The 20,048-nt window shown below is 65.1% G+C and carries 12 protein-coding genes; 10 read left to right on the top strand and 2 right to left on the bottom strand.

What is annotated here, in order from left to right:
* Positions 1-4 precede the first annotated feature (4 nt).
* Genes gnd through JQ572_RS18980 form a run of 5 tightly spaced genes read left to right on the top strand, consistent with a single transcriptional unit; the run spans position 5 to position 4,656 of the window.
* Positions 5-1,003, top strand: coding sequence for a phosphogluconate dehydrogenase (NAD(+)-dependent, decarboxylating) (gnd, locus tag JQ572_RS19000; protein WP_211384348.1), 999 nt, complete (start codon positions 5-7; stop codon positions 1,001-1,003).
* A gap of 28 nt (positions 1,004-1,031) precedes the next feature.
* On the top strand, positions 1,032-2,546 hold the full coding sequence (zwf, locus tag JQ572_RS18995; RefSeq protein WP_211384347.1) for a glucose-6-phosphate dehydrogenase: 1,515 nt from the start codon (positions 1,032-1,034) through the stop codon (positions 2,544-2,546).
* Positions 2,543-3,292, top strand: coding sequence for a 6-phosphogluconolactonase (gene pgl / locus JQ572_RS18990; RefSeq protein ID WP_211384346.1), 750 nt, complete (start codon positions 2,543-2,545; stop codon positions 3,290-3,292). The genes zwf and pgl overlap by 4 nt, the downstream gene beginning before the upstream one ends.
* Positions 3,279-3,809, top strand: coding sequence for a gluconokinase (locus tag JQ572_RS18985; protein ID WP_211384345.1), 531 nt, complete (start codon positions 3,279-3,281; stop codon positions 3,807-3,809). The genes pgl and JQ572_RS18985 overlap by 14 nt, the downstream gene beginning before the upstream one ends.
* A gap of 34 nt (positions 3,810-3,843) precedes the next feature.
* Complete coding sequence (locus JQ572_RS18980) at positions 3,844-4,656, top strand: HAD family hydrolase (RefSeq protein WP_211384344.1); 813 nt, start codon at positions 3,844-3,846, stop codon at positions 4,654-4,656.
* Between the two features lie 174 nt (positions 4,657-4,830).
* Here the strand turns inward: JQ572_RS18980 and JQ572_RS18975 are convergent, their stop codons facing one another.
* Together JQ572_RS18975 and malQ are read right to left on the bottom strand one after the other, a co-directional pair.
* Positions 4,831-6,636: a glycoside hydrolase family 15 protein gene (locus JQ572_RS18975; protein WP_211384343.1), complete on the bottom strand. Its 1,806-nt coding sequence runs from the start codon at positions 6,634-6,636 to the stop codon at positions 4,831-4,833.
* A 30-nt stretch (positions 6,637-6,666) separates the two neighbouring features.
* A complete protein-coding gene (malQ, locus tag JQ572_RS18970; RefSeq protein WP_211384342.1) occupies positions 6,667-8,628 on the bottom strand; it encodes a 4-alpha-glucanotransferase in 1,962 nt (653 codons plus the stop codon).
* Between the two features lie 203 nt (positions 8,629-8,831).
* Between malQ and JQ572_RS18965 the strand changes: the two genes are divergently transcribed.
* Genes JQ572_RS18965 through treZ form a run of 5 tightly spaced genes read left to right on the top strand, consistent with a single transcriptional unit; the run spans position 8,832 to position 20,047 of the window.
* Positions 8,832-10,778: a maltotransferase domain-containing protein gene (locus JQ572_RS18965; protein WP_211384341.1), complete on the top strand. Its 1,947-nt coding sequence runs from the start codon at positions 8,832-8,834 to the stop codon at positions 10,776-10,778.
* Between the two features lie 11 nt (positions 10,779-10,789).
* Complete coding sequence (gene treS, locus JQ572_RS18960) at positions 10,790-14,083, top strand: maltose alpha-D-glucosyltransferase (RefSeq protein ID WP_211384340.1); 3,294 nt, start codon at positions 10,790-10,792, stop codon at positions 14,081-14,083.
* The gene (glgB, locus tag JQ572_RS18955) at positions 14,076-16,214 is read left to right on the top strand and encodes a 1,4-alpha-glucan branching protein GlgB (protein WP_211384339.1); all 2,139 of its coding nucleotides are present in this window, start codon (positions 14,076-14,078) and stop codon (positions 16,212-16,214) included. Before treS ends, glgB begins: the two co-directional genes overlap by 8 nt.
* A gap of 3 nt (positions 16,215-16,217) precedes the next feature.
* Complete coding sequence (gene glgX / locus JQ572_RS18950; protein ID WP_211384338.1) at positions 16,218-18,296, top strand: glycogen debranching protein GlgX; 2,079 nt, start codon at positions 16,218-16,220, stop codon at positions 18,294-18,296.
* Positions 18,293-20,047: a malto-oligosyltrehalose trehalohydrolase gene (gene treZ, locus JQ572_RS18945; protein ID WP_211384337.1), complete on the top strand. Its 1,755-nt coding sequence runs from the start codon at positions 18,293-18,295 to the stop codon at positions 20,045-20,047. Before glgX ends, treZ begins: the two co-directional genes overlap by 4 nt.
* Position 20,048 lies beyond the last annotated feature (1 nt).

Here is a 20,048-nt window from a genome sequence, read left to right as displayed (position 1 = left end):
TCAAATGCAACTCGGCATGATCGGCCTCGGCCGGATGGGCGGCAACATCGTTCGACGCCTGATGCGCCACGGCCATTCGACCGTGGTCTACGACAAGGACGCCAAGGCCGTCGCCGGCCTTGCCGCAGACGGCGCGCAAGGCTCGGCGACGCTGGAAGAGTTCGTCGCCAAACTGGAACGGCCGCGCACCGCCTGGGTGATGCTGCCGGCAGGCCACATCACCGAGACCACGATCGAGACGATCGCTCGCGCGATGCAGGACGGCGACGTCATCATCGACGGCGGCAACACGTTCTGGCAGGACGACGTCCGCCGCGGCAAGGCGCTGAAGGAGCGCGGCATTCATTATGTCGACGTCGGCACCTCCGGCGGCGTCTGGGGTCTCGACCGCGGCTATTGCATGATGATCGGCGGCGAGAAACCGGTGGTCGACCGGCTCGACCCGATCTTCGCCGCGCTCGCGCCCGGCGCCGGCGACATTCCGCGCACGGAAGGACGTGAGGGCCGCGATCCCCGCATCGAGCAGGGCTACATCCATGCCGGCCCGGTCGGCGCCGGGCATTTCGTCAAGATGATCCACAACGGCATCGAATACGGCTTGATGCAGGCCTATGCCGAAGGTTTCGACATCCTCAAGAACGCCAGCATCGAGGCGTTGCCGGCGGAGCATCGCTACGATTTCGATCTCGCCGATATCGCGGAAGTCTGGCGGCGCGGCAGCGTGATCCCGTCCTGGCTGCTCGACCTCACGTCAACCGCGCTCGCCGACAGCCCGGCGCTGGCGGAATATTCCGGCTTCGTCGAGGATTCCGGCGAAGGACGCTGGACCGTGAATGCCGCGATCGACGAGGCGGTGCCGGCCGAAGTGCTGACCGCGGCGCTCTACGCACGTTTCCGTTCCCGCAAGGAACACACCTTCGCCGAGAAAATTCTCTCCGCGATGCGTGCGGGGTTCGGCGGCCACAAGGAGCCGAAGCAGCCGGGTGCTTCGAAACCCAAATAGGGCGCAACAAAGCGAAGGCCAATCGTTCGTGACAAAAGACCCGCAAGTAAAGCGCAAGCCGGAAAATTGCGCCTTCGTCATCTTTGGCGTAACCGGCGATCTCACTCACCGTCTGGTGATGCCATCGCTCTACAATCTTGCCGCCGAGCACCTGCTCCCGGAAAAGTTCTGCGTCGTCGGCGTGGCCCGCAAGAGCCAGTCGGACGGCGAGCTGCGCGACAGCCTCCTGAAGGGCCTGCGCCAGTTCGCAACGCGGCCCGTGGACGACGACATCGCACAGAAGCTGCTGCAATGCGTGACCTTCGTCGAGGCCGATCCGAAGGACCCGCCGTCCTTCGACCGCCTGCGCGAGCATCTTGATTCGCTCGAATGCGCGCAGGACACCGGCGGCAACCGGCTGTTCTATCTGGCCACCCCGCCCGCGGCGTTCGCGCCGACCGCGCGCGAGCTCGGCCGTACCGGCATGATGAAGGAGAACGGCGCCTGGCGCCGGCTCGTGATCGAAAAGCCGTTCGGCACCGATCTCGTCACGGCGCGCGCGTTGAACGCCGAGCTGCTGAAGATCATGGACGAGCACCAGATCTACCGGATCGATCATTATCTCGGCAAGGAGACGGTGCAGAACATCCTGGTGCTGCGCTTCGCCAACGGCATGTTCGAGCCGATCTGGAATCGCAACCATATCGACCACATCCAGATCACGGTGGAGGAGAAGCTCGGCGTCGGCCATCGCGGCGGCTTCTACGACGCCACCGGCGCGCTGCGCGACATGGTGCCCAACCATCTGTTCCAGCTGATGTCGCTGGTCGCGATGGAGCCGCCGACCCATTTCGACGCCCATTCGGTCCGCTCCGAAAAGGCCGATGTTCTCTCGGCGATCCAGCAGCCCACCGACGAGGAAGCGCTGAAGAATTCGGTCCGTGCGCAATATCTCGCGGGACGCATCGGCGACGACGAGATTCCGGACTACCGCAAGACCGAGGACGTCAAGCCCGGCAGCACCACCGAGACCTATGTCGCGCTGAAACTGATGATCGACAATTGGCGCTGGGCCGGCGTGCCGTTCTACTTGCGCACCGGCAAGGCGCTGGGCCACAAGCGCACGGAAGTCGCGATCAAGTTCAAGCAGGCGCCGCTGTCGATGTTCTCGGGCACCACGGTCGACCGCCTGTCGCAGAATTTCCTCACGATCGGCATCGCGCCGACCGAGACCATCGAGCTGCAGTTCAACGCCAAGATTCCGGGGCCGAGCATCACCATCGACGGCGTCGAGATGAAGTTTCGCTACGGCGACTATTTTCAGGCCGATCCCTCGACCGGCTACGAAACCCTGATCTACGACTGCATGATCGGCGACAACATCCTGTTCCAGCGCGCCGACGGCGTCGAGGCCGGATGGCAGGCGGTGCAGCCTTTCCTGGACGCCTGGAAGCAGGCCGGCACCAACGGCATCGAGACCTATCAAGCCGGCAGCGACGGCCCGGCCTGCGCCGACGAGCTGCTCCGGCGCGACGGACGAAGCTGGCGGAAGTTTTCGCGATGACGGCGGCCGGCCAGCCCGAGCTGATCGTCGCAGCCGACGCCGAAGCCCTCGCACAGGCCGCGGCCGAACGGGTGACGGCGCGAATCGCGGCCAATCCCGGGCGCATCGCGATCTGCCTGACCGGCGGCTCCAGCCCGAAGAGGCTCTATCAGCTGCTTGGCAGCGACGCCTGGCGCGAGAAAATCCCGTGGGATCGCGTGCACTGGTTCATCGGCGACGAGCGCTTCGTGGCCGAAAGCGATCCCCTCAACAACATGGCGGTCGCGCGCGCGGCCTTTCTCGATCGCAACGCGCCCTCCGGGCATATCCACCCGATCCCGACCACGGCTGACAATCCGGATCAAAGCGCCGAGGCCTATGCGCGCGAGCTGCAGGCTTTCTACGGCGCGGACCGGCTCGATCCGGCACGGCCGCTGTTCGACCTGGTCTTGATGGGCGCCGGACCGGACGGCCACACCGCCTCGCTGTTTCCCGGCTATCCCGCGATCGAGGAGACCGAACGCTGGGTGGTGGGGGTGCCCAAGGCCAATGTGGCGCCGTTCGTGCCGCGGGTCTCGCTCACCCTGCCCGCGCTGGCGTCCTGCCGTGAAATGCTGTTCGAGATTGCCGGGCATGACAAGCAGCCGATCTTGACGCGCCTCCTCAATGGCGAGACTCTGCCGGCGTTGCGCGCGCGCTCGAATGGCGAGACCGTCTGGCTGGTCGACCAGGCCGCGCTTCCGGAGGGAATTCGTGGGCCGCGCTGAAGCACCTTGTGCATTGATCGTGATGGGCGTGTCGGGCTCGGGCAAGAGCACGATTGCGGAAGCGCTGGGCCAGCGGCTCGGCTGGCGCTTCGAGGACGGCGACAGCTTTCACCCCGCCAGCAATGTCGAGAAAATGCGGGCCGGCCACCCCCTCACCGACGAGGACCGCTGGCCCTGGCTCAACGCCATCGCCGACGAGATCGCACGGGTCTGCGAACGCGGCGGGCATGTCATCATCGCCTGCTCGGCGCTGAAGCACACCTATCGTGACGTGCTGCTGCGGGGGCGCGACGACGTCCGCTTCGTCTTCCTGAAGGGCACGAAGGAACTGATCGCCGACCGGCTCGCGCACCGCAAGGGTCACTTCATGCCACCGGAGCTGCTGACGAGCCAGTTCAACACGCTGGAGCCGCCGGCGACGGGCGAGCACGTCATCACCGTCTCGATCGACGAATCCGTCGAAGCGATCGTGGACGGCATCGTGCGGCAACTGAAACCGCGCGGCACGAAACGCTGAGGCCAATCATCCTCGGGAAAGCCAAGGTCCTGCCATGACGAAAATCGCACTCGTGGTCTCCGACGTCGACGGCACGCTGCTGACCAAGGACAAGACGCTGACGGAACGTGCGAGGTCCGCGGTGCAGCGGCTGCACCAGGCCGGTATCGGCTTCACGATCACGTCGAGCCGCCCCGCGATCGGCATGCGGTTCCTGATCGAGCCGCTGGCGCTCTGGCTCCCGGTCGGCCCGTTCAACGGCTCCTCCATCGTCGATCCCGAGATGCACCCGGTCGAGCAGCATCTGATCCCGGCGACCGCGGCCGAACGGTCGCTGCAGATCCTGCGCGAGTTCGGCGCCGACATCTGGCTGTTCACCACCGACAAATGGCTGATCGACAATCCCGATGGCAAGTACGTCCCCCATGAACAGCACACGATCCGGTCCGATCCGACCGTCGTGACGGATTTTACGCCGTATCTCTCCGGCGCCTGCAAGATCGTCGGCGCCAGCGCCGATGCGGCCGGGCTCGAGGCCTGCGAGAAGGCGATGCAGGAGGCGCTCGGCAGCGCGGCCACCGCCGTTCGCTCGCAGACCTACTATCTCGACATCACCCCGCCCGGCTTCGACAAGGGCACGTTCGTGCAGGCCATGGCCAAGCGGCTCGGTATCTCGACCGACGCGGTCGCCACCATCGGCGACATGCAGAACGATCTCGCGATGTTCCGCGTCAGCGGCACCTCGATCGCCATGGGCAACGCCACCGACACCGTCAAGGAGCAGGCGACCAACGTCACCTCGAGCAACGAGCGGGATGGTTTTGCCGAGGCGATGGAGATGATCCTGAAGCGGAACGGGGTTGGCTGAACGGGCTTCCGGCTCGCTTCACCTCTCCCCGCTTGCGGGAGAGGTCGCCGCGTAGCGGCGGGTGAGGGTTCTCTCCTCTCGGGGGTTCTCGCCCGGCGGAAACACCCCCACCCCAGCCCTCCCCCCGCAGGCGGGAGAGGGAGCGAACCGTCGCTGGCGATGCAGTCAAGGCGTTCACTGCTTCGATCGCTGTACTGCCGGCTTATCGCACTCTTGCCTCGCCGCCGACAGATTGTGCGCAGTGTTGATCAGCGCGATGTGGGTCAGCGCCTGCGGGAAATTTCCGGTCTGGCGCCGCGCAAGGGAGTCATACTCCTCGGCCAGCAGTCCGACATCGTTCGCAAGCGCAGCCACGCGGTCGAACAGCGCCTGCGCCTTGTCGAGATTGCCGGACAGCACATGGGCGTCGGCCAGCCACAGGCTGCAGGCGAGGAACGCTCCTTCGATCGGCTGGGTCTCCTCGGACATCTCCCGCGGATCGTGGCGCAGCACAAAGCCGTCACGCAGCAGGTGCTTTTCGACGGCGGCGACGGTGCCGCGGATGCGTGGGTCCTGCGCCGGCAGGAAGCCCACCGCCGGCAGCAGCAGCACGCTGGCATCGAGCAGTTTTGAGCCGTAGGATTCGACGAACGCATTCTCCTCCGCGTCAAAACCCCTGTTGCAGACGTCGCGATGAATCGCATCGCGCAGGGTCCGCCAGTGCAGCAGCGGCGCCTTGAAGCCGAAGGTCTCCGCGCTCTTGATGCCGCGGTCGAAGGCGACCCAGGTCATCACCTTGGAGAAGACATAGTGCTTCGGCTGTCCGCGCCGCTCCCAGATGCCGTGGTCGGGCTGGTCCCAGACTTCGGCGAGATGATCGAGCACGGCGCATTCCAGCGCCCAGGTCGCTTCATCGTCGAGCTTCAGCTTGGCCATGCGCGACTGGTGGAAGGCGTCGATCAACTCGCCGTAGACGTCGAGTTGCAGCTGCGCATGCGCGGCATTGCCGACCCGCACCGGCTGCGCGCCCTCGTAGCCGTCGAGCCAGTCGGCCTCCCATTCCAAAAGCCGCCGCTGGCCCCAGATGCCGTACATGATCTGCATGTTCGCCGGCGACCCCGCGGCGGCGCGCAACAGCCAATTGTGCCAGGCCGAGGCTTCCTCGGTATAGCCCGAGTTCATCAGCGCCAGCAGCGTGAAGGTGGCATCGCGCAGCCAGCAGAAGCGGTAATCCCAATTCCTGGCACCACCGAGCTTCTCCGGCAATGACGTGGTCGGCGCCGCGACGATGCCGCCGGTCGGGGCGAAGGTCAGCGCCTTCAGCGTGATCAGCGAGCGCATGATCAGATCGTGATACTCGCCGTCATGCGTGGAGCGGCTTGACCAGTCATTCCAGAATTTTTCGGTCTCCTGGAGCGCGAGCTCCGGGTCGATCGGCGCGGGCGGATCGAGATGCGAGGGGCCGTAGGTCAGCACGAACGGCACGGTGTCGCCTTGCTTCACCTCGAAATCGGACACCGTGGTCATATCCTCGCCGCGAGTCTTCGCCGTCGTCCGCAGCACGGTCATATCCTGGCCGGCGACCGCCAGCAGGGAATGGTCGATCCGCCGCACCCAGGGGATATCGACGCCGAAGCCGAAGCGGATCACGAGCTCCATCCGCAGCTTCACAGTGCCGCTGACACCGCGCACCAGCCGCACGATGTCGGAGGCCTTGCCGCGCGGCGGCATGAAGTCGATCAGCGCGACGGTGCCGGTCTTCGTCTCAAAGCGCGTCTCGAGGATGAGGGTATGGCCGAGATAGCGGCGCGAGGTCGCGGTGACGTCCTCGCTCGGCGCGATCAGCCAGCGCCCGTTCTTGGGCGTGCCGAGGATCGCGGCAAAACAGGCATCGGAATCGAAGGCCGGCCAGCACAGCCAGTCGATCGAGCCGTTGCGTCCGACCAGCGCCGCCGTCTCGCAGTCGCCGATCAGCGCGTAGTCTTCGATCTTCTGAGACAATGTTTTGCGAGCCTAAAAAATCCCCGGCGATCAACTCCCGCCGATCAAGGAACGTTCCCGTGTGGCGGCCTTCAAAGCTGCGAGATCGACCTTGGTCGCGATCTTGTCGAGCGCAACGGGCAGGCGCTGGCGCCAGTTCGGATGCTCGTCGATCGTGCCGGGAATGTTGGGCTGGTCGATCACGCCGAGCAGATCCTCCATCGACACCGCCAGCAGCCGCGACGGCGTGCGCGACAGGAAGGCGAGCACCGAATAGAGATCGTTGGCGCTGATGCCGTTCTGGCGCAGGATCTCGTCGAGCCTGCCGAGCGCGTCCCAGCGCGCCTGATCGCTCTCGCCGGGGTCCAGCCCGAGCGACAGCTTAACCCTGAGATCGCTGAAAGAGCGCCAGCCCGCATAGGTGCAGAGGTCGTGCGTGTTCAGCGTCACCAGCGCGTTCGGCCGATAGAAGTCGACGTTGCGAAAATGGCCGGCATCGTCGCGCTCGAACATCATGACGAGATAGGACCAGATGCCGAAATCCTGCATGGTCTCGCGAAAACCTTCCGGCACGGTGCCGAGGTCCTCGCCGATCACGATGCATTGATGCACCGTGCTCTCGCGTGCGATGGCGCCGAGCAGCGCCTCGAACGGCATCTGCACATAGGCGCCATTGTCGGGCTTGAAGCCGCGTGGCACCAGATAAAGCCGCTTCAATCCCAGCACGTGATCGATCCGGATGGCGCCGGCGTGGCGCATCGAGGCGGCGAGCATGTCGGCGAACGGCACGAAGGATTGCGCTTCGAGGCCGCCCGCATTGAAGCCGGCAAGACCCCAATCCTGGCCGACGGTGTTGAGCACGTCGGGCGGCGCGCCGACGGCGAGATGGCGGGAAATTGCCGCCTGCTCGTTCCAGGCATCGAAGCCGTTGGACTGCACGCCGACGGCGACGTCGAGATAGAGCCCGACGCGCATGCCGAGTTGGATGGAAAGCTCCTTGGCGGCCTGCAACTGCGAATCTGCCGTCCATTGCACGAATTCGATGAATTCGACATCGCGCTTGTCGGGACCGTTGCGCAACTCGGCGCACTTGGCCTCGTCAGGCTGCTGCCATTCGGACGGCCATTCCCACCACGGTCCAGTGAAGCGATGCCGCAGCACCTCGAAGCAGGCAAAGCGGGACAATAGCGGCGCGCGGTCGGCCCGGAAGGCGTCGAACTGGTTGCGGCGGACGCCGCTCGCGCTGGTCACGAAGCTGCCATAGGCGGCGCGCAAGCCCAGCCACTTCAAGGCCGCCATGTCGGCGTAGGGCACACGATTGCCTTCACGCAGGCGCGCGGCGGTCGCGGCCGCGTCGGGGACGAGATCCGCGGTAAATTCCGGGATCGCCTCGACGTCGATATAGAGCGGATTGAGAAACAACCGGCTGTTCGGCGAATAAGGACTGCAATCGGCCGGATGATTGTCGAACAGCACATGCAGGGGATTGAGCCCGACACCGTCGGCACCGAGCTGCTTGGCGAGCCGGACGAGATCGGCAAGGTCGGTGAAATCGCCGATGCCCCAATTGCGCTCCGAGCGGACGCCGTAGAGCTGCACGGCGAGCAGCCAGCCGCGGTCGAACTCGCCGCCAAAGGCCCGTTCGGGCGCCACGATCATCGGCACCTCTTCCGCAACACCCTCGGCATCGGTCAGCGTCAACCGGTGATATCCGAGCGGCAGATCGGCGGGCCAGGCGATCACGGGCTCGCGCGTCTCGCCCTGCGCAATCACATTGCCGTTTGCGCGCAATGTCCATTGCAGCGGCGGCGCGCCCATCGTCGCCAATTCGGTGCGCGGATGTCCCAGGGCCCGGACCACCACGGGCCCGCTGACGAAGCGGTAAACCCGCTTCTCCGGCAGGGCGTCGAGGATGGATTTGAGCGCCACGGGATCGGTAACCCGCAACTTTCCGAGGGCATCGACGAATTCGGACTGAACGCCCTTGATCCGGGCTTGAGCTAAAAGATCCATTCGGCACGCAGCTTGCAGGCCATTTTTGGGCCGGGGGCATCGATTTTAACGAGGTGGTGGAAGACGTTAGTCGGAGTCAACTCGCAAACCGCGCTGACCGTTCCCAGGGAACTAATGACACACAACCGGCTTTCTATATAGGTACCAAGCGTAGGTTCCCGACAAGGGAAACGGGGTCCTGCTTTCTTGTCAATGGCATCACCGTGAACAAGACAATTCAAACTGTCGAAAGTGCCGCAGCCGGCAGCGCTTTCCTCATCGAAGACGTCTACCCCTCGATCGACGGCGGTCGCTTTGCCGTGAAACGGATCGCGCGCGAACGGGTCGAGGTCTGGGCCGACGTCTATCGCGACGGCGACGCCGTGATCGGCGCCGCGCTGATCTGGCGCGGTGAGCAGGACCGGGACTGGCGGAGCGAGCCGATGATCCATCGCGGCAATGATCGTTGGTCCGGCGCATTCACGCCAGTCGAGCCCGGCCAGTATGTCTACGCCATCGAAGCCTGGACCGACGAGTTCGCGACCTGGTCTCATGGGGTCGCGCGCAAGCAACGCACCGGCGCGGATGTCAGCCTCGACGCGATCGAGGGCGCCGGCCTTCTGACCAAGGCGCATGGCGCGCAGCAGGACGCCGCGGCCGTCATCGTCAGACAGTGCGAGAATTATCTTCAGACCGGGGACGTCGCCCCGTTGCTTTCAACCGAGCTCGGTGAAGCCATGGCCGAGAGCCAGTCGCGGCCCGACCTCACCCGCTCGGTGCCCTTCCCGCTGATCGTCGACCGCGACAAGGCGCGCTTTGGGGCCTGGTATCAGATCATGCCGCGGAGCCAGAGCCGGATCCCGGGCCGGCACGGCACGCTCCGCGATTGCATTGCGCGCGTGCCCGACATCGCCGCGATGGGGTTCGACGTGCTCTACCTCACGCCGATCCACCCGATCGGCCGCACCCGCCGCAAGGGCCGCAACAATGCGCCGGTGGCGACCGAGGGCGATCCCGGCTCGCCTTATGCAATCGGTGCCGCCGAGGGCGGGCACGATGCGCTGCATCCCGAGCTCGGCACGATCGAGGATTTTCGCGCGCTGGTCGCGACCTGCCTCGAATACGGCCTCGAGCTGGCGCTCGACTTCGCCGTGCAATGCTCGCCGGATCATCCCTGGCTGACGCAGCATCCGGAATGGTTCAAATGGCGGCCGGACCGTTCGGTGCGGACGGCAGATGGCCCCTATTCGGACATCATCATCCCCGATTTCGCCTCGGTCGACCGGATCGGGCTTTGGAACGCCTTCCGCGACGCCATGCTGTTCTGGATCGACCATGGCGTCACCATCTTCGCCATCGACAATCACGATACCGCGCCGCTTCCATTCTGGGAGTGGCTGATCCGCGACATCCGCCGCCGGCATCCCGAGGTGATCCTGTTCTCCAAGACTTTTGCGCGGCCGAAGCTGATGAAGGGCCTCGCCAAGCTCGGCTTTGCGCAATCCTTCAGCTACTTCCCGTGGCGGACGGCAAGGTGGGAACTGGAGCAATATCTCGGCGAGCTGACGCGCTATCCCGAGCGCGACTTTTATCGGCCGAACCTGTTCGTGAGCACGCCCGACCTGCTGCCCTATCATCTCCAGAGCGGCGAGACCTGGGCGTTCAAATCGCGCGTCGCGTTGGCCGCGACGCTGTCCGGCAATTACGGCGTCTACAGCGGCGTCGAGCTGCTGGAGCACGAAGCGGTCCCGGGCCGCGAGGAATATCTCGATTCCGAGAAATACCAGATCAAGCAGCGCGACTGGGACAAGCCCGGCAATATCAAGCCCTACATCACGCAGCTCAACCGCATCCGCAGTGAGAATGCGGCGCTTCAGCAGACCGCCGATTTGCGCTTCCTCGGCATCGAGGACGGCGAGACGATCGCCTTCGCCAAAGAGGCCACCGATCCCGCCAATACCGTCGTCGCGGCCATCGCGCTCTCGCGCCATGCGCGGGAATTCTGGTTGCCGCTCGGCGACCTCACCATCGACGTCGGCGGCGAGCGCCGCCACGTCACCGCGCTCGAAAACCTCCTCACCGGCGAACAGTCCCGCATCGAATGGGGCGGGATCAAGTTGCGTATCGATCCCGACCGTGATCCGGCGCTGCTGTTCCGCTGCCTGGCGTAAGGGGCCACGCCATGAATGTTCTGTCTTCCGTCGACACCAAGAAAGCCGAGGCTGCCGAGATCGTGGACGAGCTCTGGTACAAGGACGCCATCATCTACCAGCTCCACGTCAAGGCGTTTGCCGACAGCAACCATGACGGCGTCGGCGACTTCGCCGGGCTGACCGAAAAGCTGCCCTATCTTCAGGAGCTCGGCGTCACCGCGCTGTGGCTGCTGCCGTTCTATCCTTCGCCCGGCCGCGACGACGGCTACGACATCGCCGACTACGGCTCGGTCAATCCCGATTTCGGGACGATGAAGGATTTCAAGCGCTTCATCCAGGAAGCGCAGAAGCGCGGCCTGCGCGTCATCACCGAGCTCGTCGTCAACCACACCTCGGACCAGCACACGTGGTTCAAGCGCGCGCGCCGCAGCCATCCGGGCTCGAGCGCCCGCAACTGGTATGTCTGGAGCGACACCGACCAAAAATACCAGGGCACCCGCATCATCTTCACCGACACGGAAAAGTCCAACTGGACTTGGGATCACGAGGCCGGTGCGTTCTACTGGCACCGCTTCTTCTCGCACCAGCCGGACCTCAATTTCGACAATCCGCGCGTCGTCAGCGCGCTGATCCAGGTGATGAAGCGCTGGCTCGATGCCGGCGTCGACGGCTTCCGGCTCGACGCCATTCCCTATCTGTGCGAGCGCGAAGGCACCTCGAACGAGAACCTCCCCGAGACGCACGCCATCATCAAGCGGCTGCGGCAGGAGCTGGATTCCTACTCCAAGGGCAAGCTTCTGCTGGCCGAGGCCAATCAATGGCCGGAAGACGTGCAGGAATATTTCGGCCGCGGCGACGAATGCCACATGGCCTACCACTTCCCGCTGATGCCGCGCTTCTACATGGCGATCGCGCAGGAGGACCGTTTCCCGATCACCGACATCCTGCGCCAAACGCCGGATATTCCGGCGAGCTGCCAATGGGCGCTGTTCCTGCGCAACCATGACGAGCTGACGCTGGAGATGGTCACCGACGTCGAGCGCGACTATCTCTGGACCACCTACGCCAACGATCCCCGCGCCCGCATCAATGTCGGCATCCGCCGCCGCCTCGCGCCGCTGATGGACAACGACCGCCGCAAGATCGAGCTGATGAACTCGCTGCTGCTGTCCTTCCCCGGCACGCCGATCATCTATTACGGCGACGAGATCGGGATGGGCGACAACATCTATCTCGGCGACCGCAACGGAGTGCGCACGCCGATGCAGTGGAGCCCTGACCGCAACGGCGGGTTCTCGCGCTGCGACCCGGCCCGCCTCTACGCGCCGCTGATCATGGACCCCGTCTACGGCTACGAATCGGTGAACGTGGAGGCACAGTCGCGCAGCCTGTCCTCGCTGCTCAGCGCGACCAAGCGCCTGATCTCGGTGCGCAAGTCGACGCTCGCCTTCGGCCGCGGCACCATGACTTTCATCCGTCCGGCCAACCGGTCCGTGCTGGCCTATGTCCGTCAGTATCGCGGCGAGGTGATCCTCTGCGTCGCCAATCTTTCGCGCGCTGCGCAAGCGACAGAACTCGACCTGTCGCCGTGGAAGGACCGCATCCCGCAGGAAATGCTCGGCCGCAGCCGCTTCCCCGCGATCGGCGAACTGCCCTACATGATCACGCTCGGACCCTATGGGTTCTACTGGTTCCAGCTCCAGGAGCGCGACAAGTCCGAGCCAGTGACACCAAGCGCGGTGCCGGAATTCGAGACGCTGGTCGTGCCGGTGAATTCGACCTGGGTGTCGCTGGCGCGCGAGCGCGGCGTGTTCGAGCACGAGGTGCTGCCGGGATTCCTGTCGCGCACGCGCTGGTTTCCCGAGCAAAATCCCAAGCACATCAAGCCGACGCTGACCTCGGCGGTGCCGTTCTGCGACATCGGCGACAACCGGCCCTGGATCGCGTTTTTCGAGACGGCGCGGGACGAGGTCAAGACGCGCTACGTGCTGCCGATGCAGATCGAGTGGGTGCGCTTCGACCGCGAACGCTTCAACCCGAAGGCGCTCGCCGCCGTCCGCCAGGGCGCGCGCGAGGGCACACTGCTCGACGTTGCGACGGAGCAGATCTTCATAGGTCTGTTCCTGCGCAATTTGTCGCAGAACCTGGTGGTGGAGGAGAACAATCTCCGGCTGGAGTTCAAGGCGACCAGCCGGTTCGCCGACTACTCCATCAAGGAGCCCGAGCGCATCCGCGCCGTCGAGCAGTCCAACAGCACCGCGCTGGTCGACAACCAGTATGTCTCCAAGATCTATCGCCAGCTCGAAAGCGGCATCAATCCCGAGATCGAGATCGGCACCTACCTCACCGAGGTCGCCCGCTTTAGCAACACGCCGGCGCTGCTCGGCAGTGTCGAGCTGGTCGAAGGCGACAGCCGCAGCGCGCTCGGCGTGCTGCACGCCTATGTCGAGAACCAGGGCGACGGCTGGGCCGTCACTGCCGGCTATCTCGACCGCTATATCGACGAGCAGCGAGTACTGCCGCCGGGCGAGATGGCGCACGAGACCCAGGAGCAGGCACCCTATCTGCACTTCATGGCGCAGATCGGCAGGCGGCTCGCAGAACTGCATGTGGCTCTCGCCGCCGCGAAGCCCGGCGATCTCGCGCCGGAGCCGATCGGCTCCGCACACGCCAAGCGCTGGGCATCCGACCTCAAGGCACGGGCCGAACGCGTCTTCGAACGGCTGGCCGACAGCCGCGACGGCCTGCGCGAGGCGGACCGGCCGCTGATCGATCAGCTCACGGCGGCGCGTGCGACGCTGTCCGACCGGCTGAATGTGCTCTTGCCATCCGACATCGGCGGATTGAACATCCGTCATCATGGCGACCTCCGCCTCGGGCAAACTCTGATCGTGAAGGACGACATCTTCATCATCGACTTCGACGGCGATCCGCGTCTGCCGCTGGCCGACAAGCGGCGCAAGGCACCTGCCGCGCGTGACGTCGCCGGCCTGATCCGCTCGATTGATCTTTCGGTCAACGCGGCGCTCTACCGCGCGCTCGCGGGCGCCTCCGACGAGCAGGGCCGGCTTACGGCCGCGCTCGACGAATGGCGCGAGCGCGCCGCCGCGACGTTCCTCACCGCCTACCGGGAAGCCATGACCGATCGGCGGCTGTGGCCGGAAGAGCGGCAATCCGCGGCAGGCCTGTTAAGGTTTTTCCTGCTTGATCGAGCGTTCGACGAAGTAGAGTACGAGCTGTCCCACCGGCCTGAGGGGCTCCATGCGCCGCTGTCCGGACTGCTTCGCATTCTGACCAGTACCGAGAGCGAAGCCCATGCCTAAACTCCCAGCCGAAGCCTACGCGATCATCGAGGGCCGCCATTCCGACCCCTTCCACTATCTCGGGCTGCATCCCGAGGGCGGCAAGAGCGTGGTACGCGCGTTTCTTCCCGAAGCCTCCAATGTCGAGGCGGTCGGCGAGCACGGCGAGGTGGCGACGCTCGACCGCGTCCATGCTTCGGGCCTGTTCGTCGGCGCCCTGCCGAACGGCTCGAAGCGCTATCAGCTCCGCGCAAAGTTCGGCAACGACGTCGTCGAGTTCGAGGACGCCTATCGCTTCCCGCCGATCCTGACCGATTTCGATCTCTATCTGCTCGGCGAGGGCACCCATCAGCGCCTTTACGACAAGCTCGGCGCGCATCCGATGCGGCTCGAAGGCATCGACGGCATCGGCTTCGTGGCGCTGGCGCCCAATGCGCGGCGCGTGTCGGTGGTCGGCGACTTCAACTTCTGGGACGGGCGGCGCCATCCCATGCGGGTGCGCGGCGCCGGCTACTGGGAATTGTTCATTCCGCACGCCAAGGCGGGCGACCACTACAAGTTCGAGATCATTGGGCCGCACGGCCACTTGCTGCCGCTGAAATCCGACCCGATGGCGTTTGCGAGCGAAGTGCGTCCGAAGACCGCCTCCATCGTGTTCGACGAGGCGCATCTGCCTCGGCCGCGTCCGATTCCCGACGGCATCAACGCGCTGTCGGCGCCGATGTCGATTTACGAGGTTCATCTCGGTTCATGGCGACGCAAGAACGGCGGTGAATGGCTCACCTATCGCGAGCTCGCCGAGCAGCTGCCGGCCTATGCCCGCGACATGGGCTTCACCCATCTCGAATTCCTTCCCGTCAGCGAGCATCCGTTCGACGGCTCCTGGGGCTATCAGCCGACCGGCCTCTATGCGCCGACCAGCCGCTTCGGCACGCCGGAGGATTTCGCCGCGCTGGTCGATGCCTGCCATCGGGAGGGCGTCGGCGTGCTGCTCGACTGGGTGCCCGGCCATTTCCCGGACGACCCGCACGGGCTCGGCAGCTTCGACGGCACCGCGCTCTACGAGCACGCCAATCCGCTCCAGGGCCGCCATCTCGACTGGGGCACGCTGATCTACAATTACGGCCGCACCGAAGTGACGAATTTCTTGGTGTCGAACGCGTTGTTCTGGCTGGAGCGCTACGCCATCGACGGCCTGCGCGTCGATGCGGTCGCCTCGATGCTCTATCTCGACTACAGCCGGCCGCCGGGCGCGTGGATTCCGAACCAGTATGGCGGTCGGGAAAACATCGAGGCGATCAACTTCCTGCGCCGCTTCAACACGGAAGTCTTCGCCCGCTTCCCGCAGGCAACCACGGCCGCCGAAGAGTCCACCGCCTGGCCGCAGGTCTCGCGCCCGGTCGAATTCGGCGGGCTCGGCTTCGGCTACAAGTGGAACATGGGCTGGATGCACGACACGCTGAACTACATCAGCAAGGATCCGATCCACCGCAAGCATCATCACGGCGACATCCTGTTCGGCCTGCACTACGCCTTCTCGGAAAACTTCATCCTGCCGCTGTCGCATGACGAGGTCGTGCACGGGAAGCGCTCGATCCTGGGCCGCATGCCCGGCGACGAATGGCAGCGCTTTGCGAATCTGCGCGCCTATTACAGCTTCATGTTCGGCCATCCCGGCAAGAAGCTGCTGTTCATGGGCGCGGAGATCGCGCAAAGCCGCGAATGGAATCACGACCAGTCGCTCGACTGGCACCTGCTCGAATACAAGTTCCACTCGGGCATCCAGGCGCTGATCCGCGACCTCAACCGGCTCTATCGCGCGGTGCCGGCTCTGCACCAGATGGACTGCGACCAGGCCGGTTTCGAATGGCTGGTCACGGACGACGCCAACCGCAACGTGTTCGCCTGGCTGCGCAAGGGATTCGACGAGCACGCCAGGTGCATGGTGATCGTCAATTTCTCGCCCAACGTCTACCAGAACTACCGCGTTCGCGTGCCGTTCGGCGGCAAATGGAAGGAAGTTCTCAACTCGGACTCCGCCCATTACGGCGGCAGCAATGTCGGCAATATCGGCGAGGTCCAGGCGGTCAATGGCGAGCTCCGCCTCACCATTCCGCCGCTCGCCGCGATCTTCCTCGTTCCGGAAAGCTGACCGATGCGTCTGACTGCTGGATCGCCCGCACGCCTCGGCGCAAGCTGGGACGGACGCGGCACCAATTTCGCGCTGTTCTCCGCCAACGCCCACAAGGTCGAGCTCTGCCTGTTCGACACGCAAGGCCGCCGCGAGCTCGAGCGCATCGAGCTGCCGGAGCGAACCGAGGACGTCTGGCATGGATATCTCAACGATGTCTCGCCCGGCCAGCTCTATGGCTACCGCGTGCACGGCCCCTACGAGCCCGAGCAGGGTCATCGCTTCAACGCCAACAAGCTGCTGCTCGACCCCTATGCCAAGCGGCTTTCCGGGCGGCTGGTCTGGAGCGACGCGCATTTCGCCTATCGCACCGGCAGCCCGCGCGAAGATCTGTCCTTCGACCGGCGCGACAATGCGCGCGGCATGCCCAAGGCCGTCGTGGTCGACGAGACCTTCAACTGGGGCCGCCGCGAGATCCGGCCCAACATCCCCTGGGAAGACACCATCATCTACGAGGCCCACGTCAAGGGCCTGACGCAGAAGCGCGACGACGTGCCGCCGAATCTGCGCGGCACCTATGGCGGCCTGTCCTCGCCGGCGATGATCGAGCATCTGAAGAAGCTCGGCGTCACCACGGTCGAGCTTCTGCCGGTGCACAGCTTCGTCGACGACCGCATCCTGGTGGAGAAGAAGCTCGCCAATTACTGGGGCTACAACACCCTGTCCTTCTTCGCGCCCGAGCAGCGCTACGCCCAGGACAACGCGCTCGATTCCTTCCGCACCACGGTCGCACGCCTGCACGATGCCGGCATCGAGGTGATGCTCGACGTCGTCTACAACCACACAGCCGAGGGCAATCACCTCGGCCCGACGCTGTGCTACCGCGGCATCGACAACGCCTCCTACTACTGGCTGAACCGCGACAACCCGCGCTTCTACGACGACTTCACCGGCTGCGGCTCGTCGGTGAACCTCACCCATCCGCGCGTGCTGCAGATGGTGATGGATTCCCTGCGCTATTGGGTCGAGGTCTGCCACGTCGACGGCTTCCGGTTCGACCTTGCCACCACGCTCGCACGCGGTCCGAACGGTTTTGACCGCGGCATCTCGTTCCTGACCGCGATCCGGCAGGACCCGGTGCTGGCGTCCGTCAAGCTCGTCGCCGAGCCCTGGGATCTCGGCCTCGGCGGCTACCAGGTCGGCGCATTTCCCTCGCAATGGTCGGAGTGGAACGATCGCTATCGCAGCGCCATGCGCCGCTACTGGAGCGGCGAAGGCAGCCTGATCGGCGACATATCCAGCCGCATGACGGCATCGTCCGACCTGTTCAATCATGACGGACGGCGGCCGCGCGCCAGCATCAACCACATCACCGTCCATGACGGTTTCACGCTGGCCGACCTCTTCAGCTACAACGAGAAGCACAACGAGGCCAATGGCGAGGACAATCGCGACGGCTCCAACGACAACCACAGCAACAATTGCGGCGTCGAAGGCCCGACCGACGATCCCGGAATTATCGGCCTGCGCAGACAGCTTCGCAAGAACGGGCTGGCCTGCCTGATGCTGGCGCAGGGCATTCCGCTGATTCTCGCCGGCGACGAGGTCGGCAACTCGCAATCCGGCAACAACAACGCCTATTGCCAGGACAACGAGGTCGGCTGGGTCGGCTGGGAAAATCTCGGCAAGGAGGGCGACGACATGATCGAATTCGTCGCCGAACTCGCCGACATCCGCCGCCGGTTCTCGCAGCTTCGCAGCCATCGCTGGCTCGACGGCCGCCCCAAGGACGGCATCTCATACGGTGCGCTGTGGCTGACGCCGGCCGGCGACGAAATGACGGAAAGCGACTGGAAGTTTCCCGAGGGGCGGTTTCTCTCCTATGTGATGGGGCCGATGGAACCGGGCAGCGCCGCGATCTTTATCGTACTGAACGCCGCCCCCGAAGAGATCGCATTCAAATTGCCCAAAATGACCGAATACAAGAGCTGGCAGCAGATCCTGAACACGACCGACGCCATGCTGAACACGATCGACTTCCCGCCCGGAAGCGACAGCAAGGCGCCGCCGCGCTCCGTGCTCGCTTTCGCGGGGGCGCTATGAGGCCATCCTTCGGGGCAAGGCCGACGAAGGACGGCGTGTCGTTCCGCCTGTGGGCGCCGGGTGCGCGGCGCGTCGACCTGCTGCTCGACAGACGGCACGCGATGCAGCGCCGGCAGGAGGGGTGGTATGTCGCCGAGATTCCCAACCTGGCCGTTGGCAGCACCTATAAGTTCAGGATCGACGACGAGATCGACGTGCCCGATCCGGCGTCCGCATTCCAGCCGGACGACGTGTTCGGCCCGAGCGAGGTGATCGATCACGATGCTTTCACCTGGCGTGCGCGCGATTGGCGCGGCCGTCCCTGGGAAGAGACGGCGCTGATCGAGACGCATGTCGGCACCTTCACCCCTGAAGGCACCTACCGCGCGATGATCGACAGGCTCGACCATCTCGTCGCGACCGGCATCACAGCGGTCGAACTGATGCCGCTGGCCGATTTCGCCGGCCGCCGCGGCTGGGGTTATGACGGCGTGCTGTGGTATGCGCCCGACAGTGCCTATGGCCGCCCTGATGACCTGAAGACGCTGATCGACGAAGCCCATCTGCGCGGGCTGATGGTGTTCCTCGACGTCGTCTACAACCATTTCGGCCCCGAGGGGAATTACCTTGGCCGCTATGCGCCGTCCTTCTTCGCCGACGCACACACGCCCTGGGGAAGCGCGATCGATTATCGCGTGCCGCAGGTGCGCGCCTTCGCGGTCGAGAACGCGCTGTCCTGGCTCGGCGACTACCGCTTCGACGGTCTGAGGCTGGATGCCGCCAATCACATCATGGCAATCCCCGGCGAGCAGTCGATGCTGCAGGACCTCAGCGTCGCCGCAGGCGAGTTTGCCAAGGCGACGGGGCGGCACATCCATCTCGTGCTGGAGAACGGCGACAACCGCGCCAGCCTGCTCGACGCTGCGCAGGAGCCGCCGAATGGCAAATATCGCGGACAGTGGAACGACGACTATCACCACGCCTGGCACGTGATGCTGACCGGCGAAACCGCCGGTTATTACGCCGACTATCAAACGCCGCGCCTCGATCTCGCCCGCGCCCTCGCCTCCGGCTTCGTCTACCAGGGGGAGATCTCGGAATTCTGGGGCAAGCAGCCGCGCGGCGAGACCAGCGGCGAGCTGCCGCCCGCAACCTTCGTCAACTTCCTGCAAAACCATGACCAGATCGGCAACCGGCCATTCGGCGACCGGCTCGAGAGCCTGGCATCGCCGCAGCAGATCGAAGCCGCGCTGGCAGTGACCCTGCTCGCGCCGATGGTGCCGATGCTGTTTCAGGGCGAAGAGTGGGGCTCGACCGCGCCCTTCCCGTTCTTCTGCGACTTCCAGGGCGGCCTTGCCGACGCCGTCCGCAAGGGCCGCCGCCAGGAATATGCCTGGGCTTATGAGACCTACGGCGACGAGGTGCCCGACCCGCTCGATCCGGCAACGCCGCAATCGGCCGTGCTCGACTGGACCGGCCACACGCCTGAGCAAGCCGTGCGGCTTGCGCTGGTGCGCGATCTGCTCGCGCTTCGCCACAAGGAGATCGCGCCCCGGCTGAAGGGGGCGAGGTTCGGCGATGCCGAGGCGGCCGACAGCGGCCTGCTGACCGCGCATTGGCGTCTCGGCGACGGCGCGATGCTGCGCCTCGCTGCCAATCTGTCCGACAAGGACATCCCGTACGCCAGCGGCAATGCAGGCACGCCGATCTGGGGCAGTGCAAGCGGCGACCGGCTTCCGCCGTGGTCGGTGGTCTGGCATCTCGGAGATTGAT

The organism is Bradyrhizobium sp. SZCCT0153 (assembly GCF_018129995.1).
Lineage (GTDB): Bacteria > Pseudomonadota > Alphaproteobacteria > Rhizobiales > Xanthobacteraceae > Bradyrhizobium > Bradyrhizobium japonicum_G.
The sequence above is the reverse complement of the archived record's forward strand: the minus strand, read 5'-3'. Positions and strand labels throughout refer to the sequence as shown.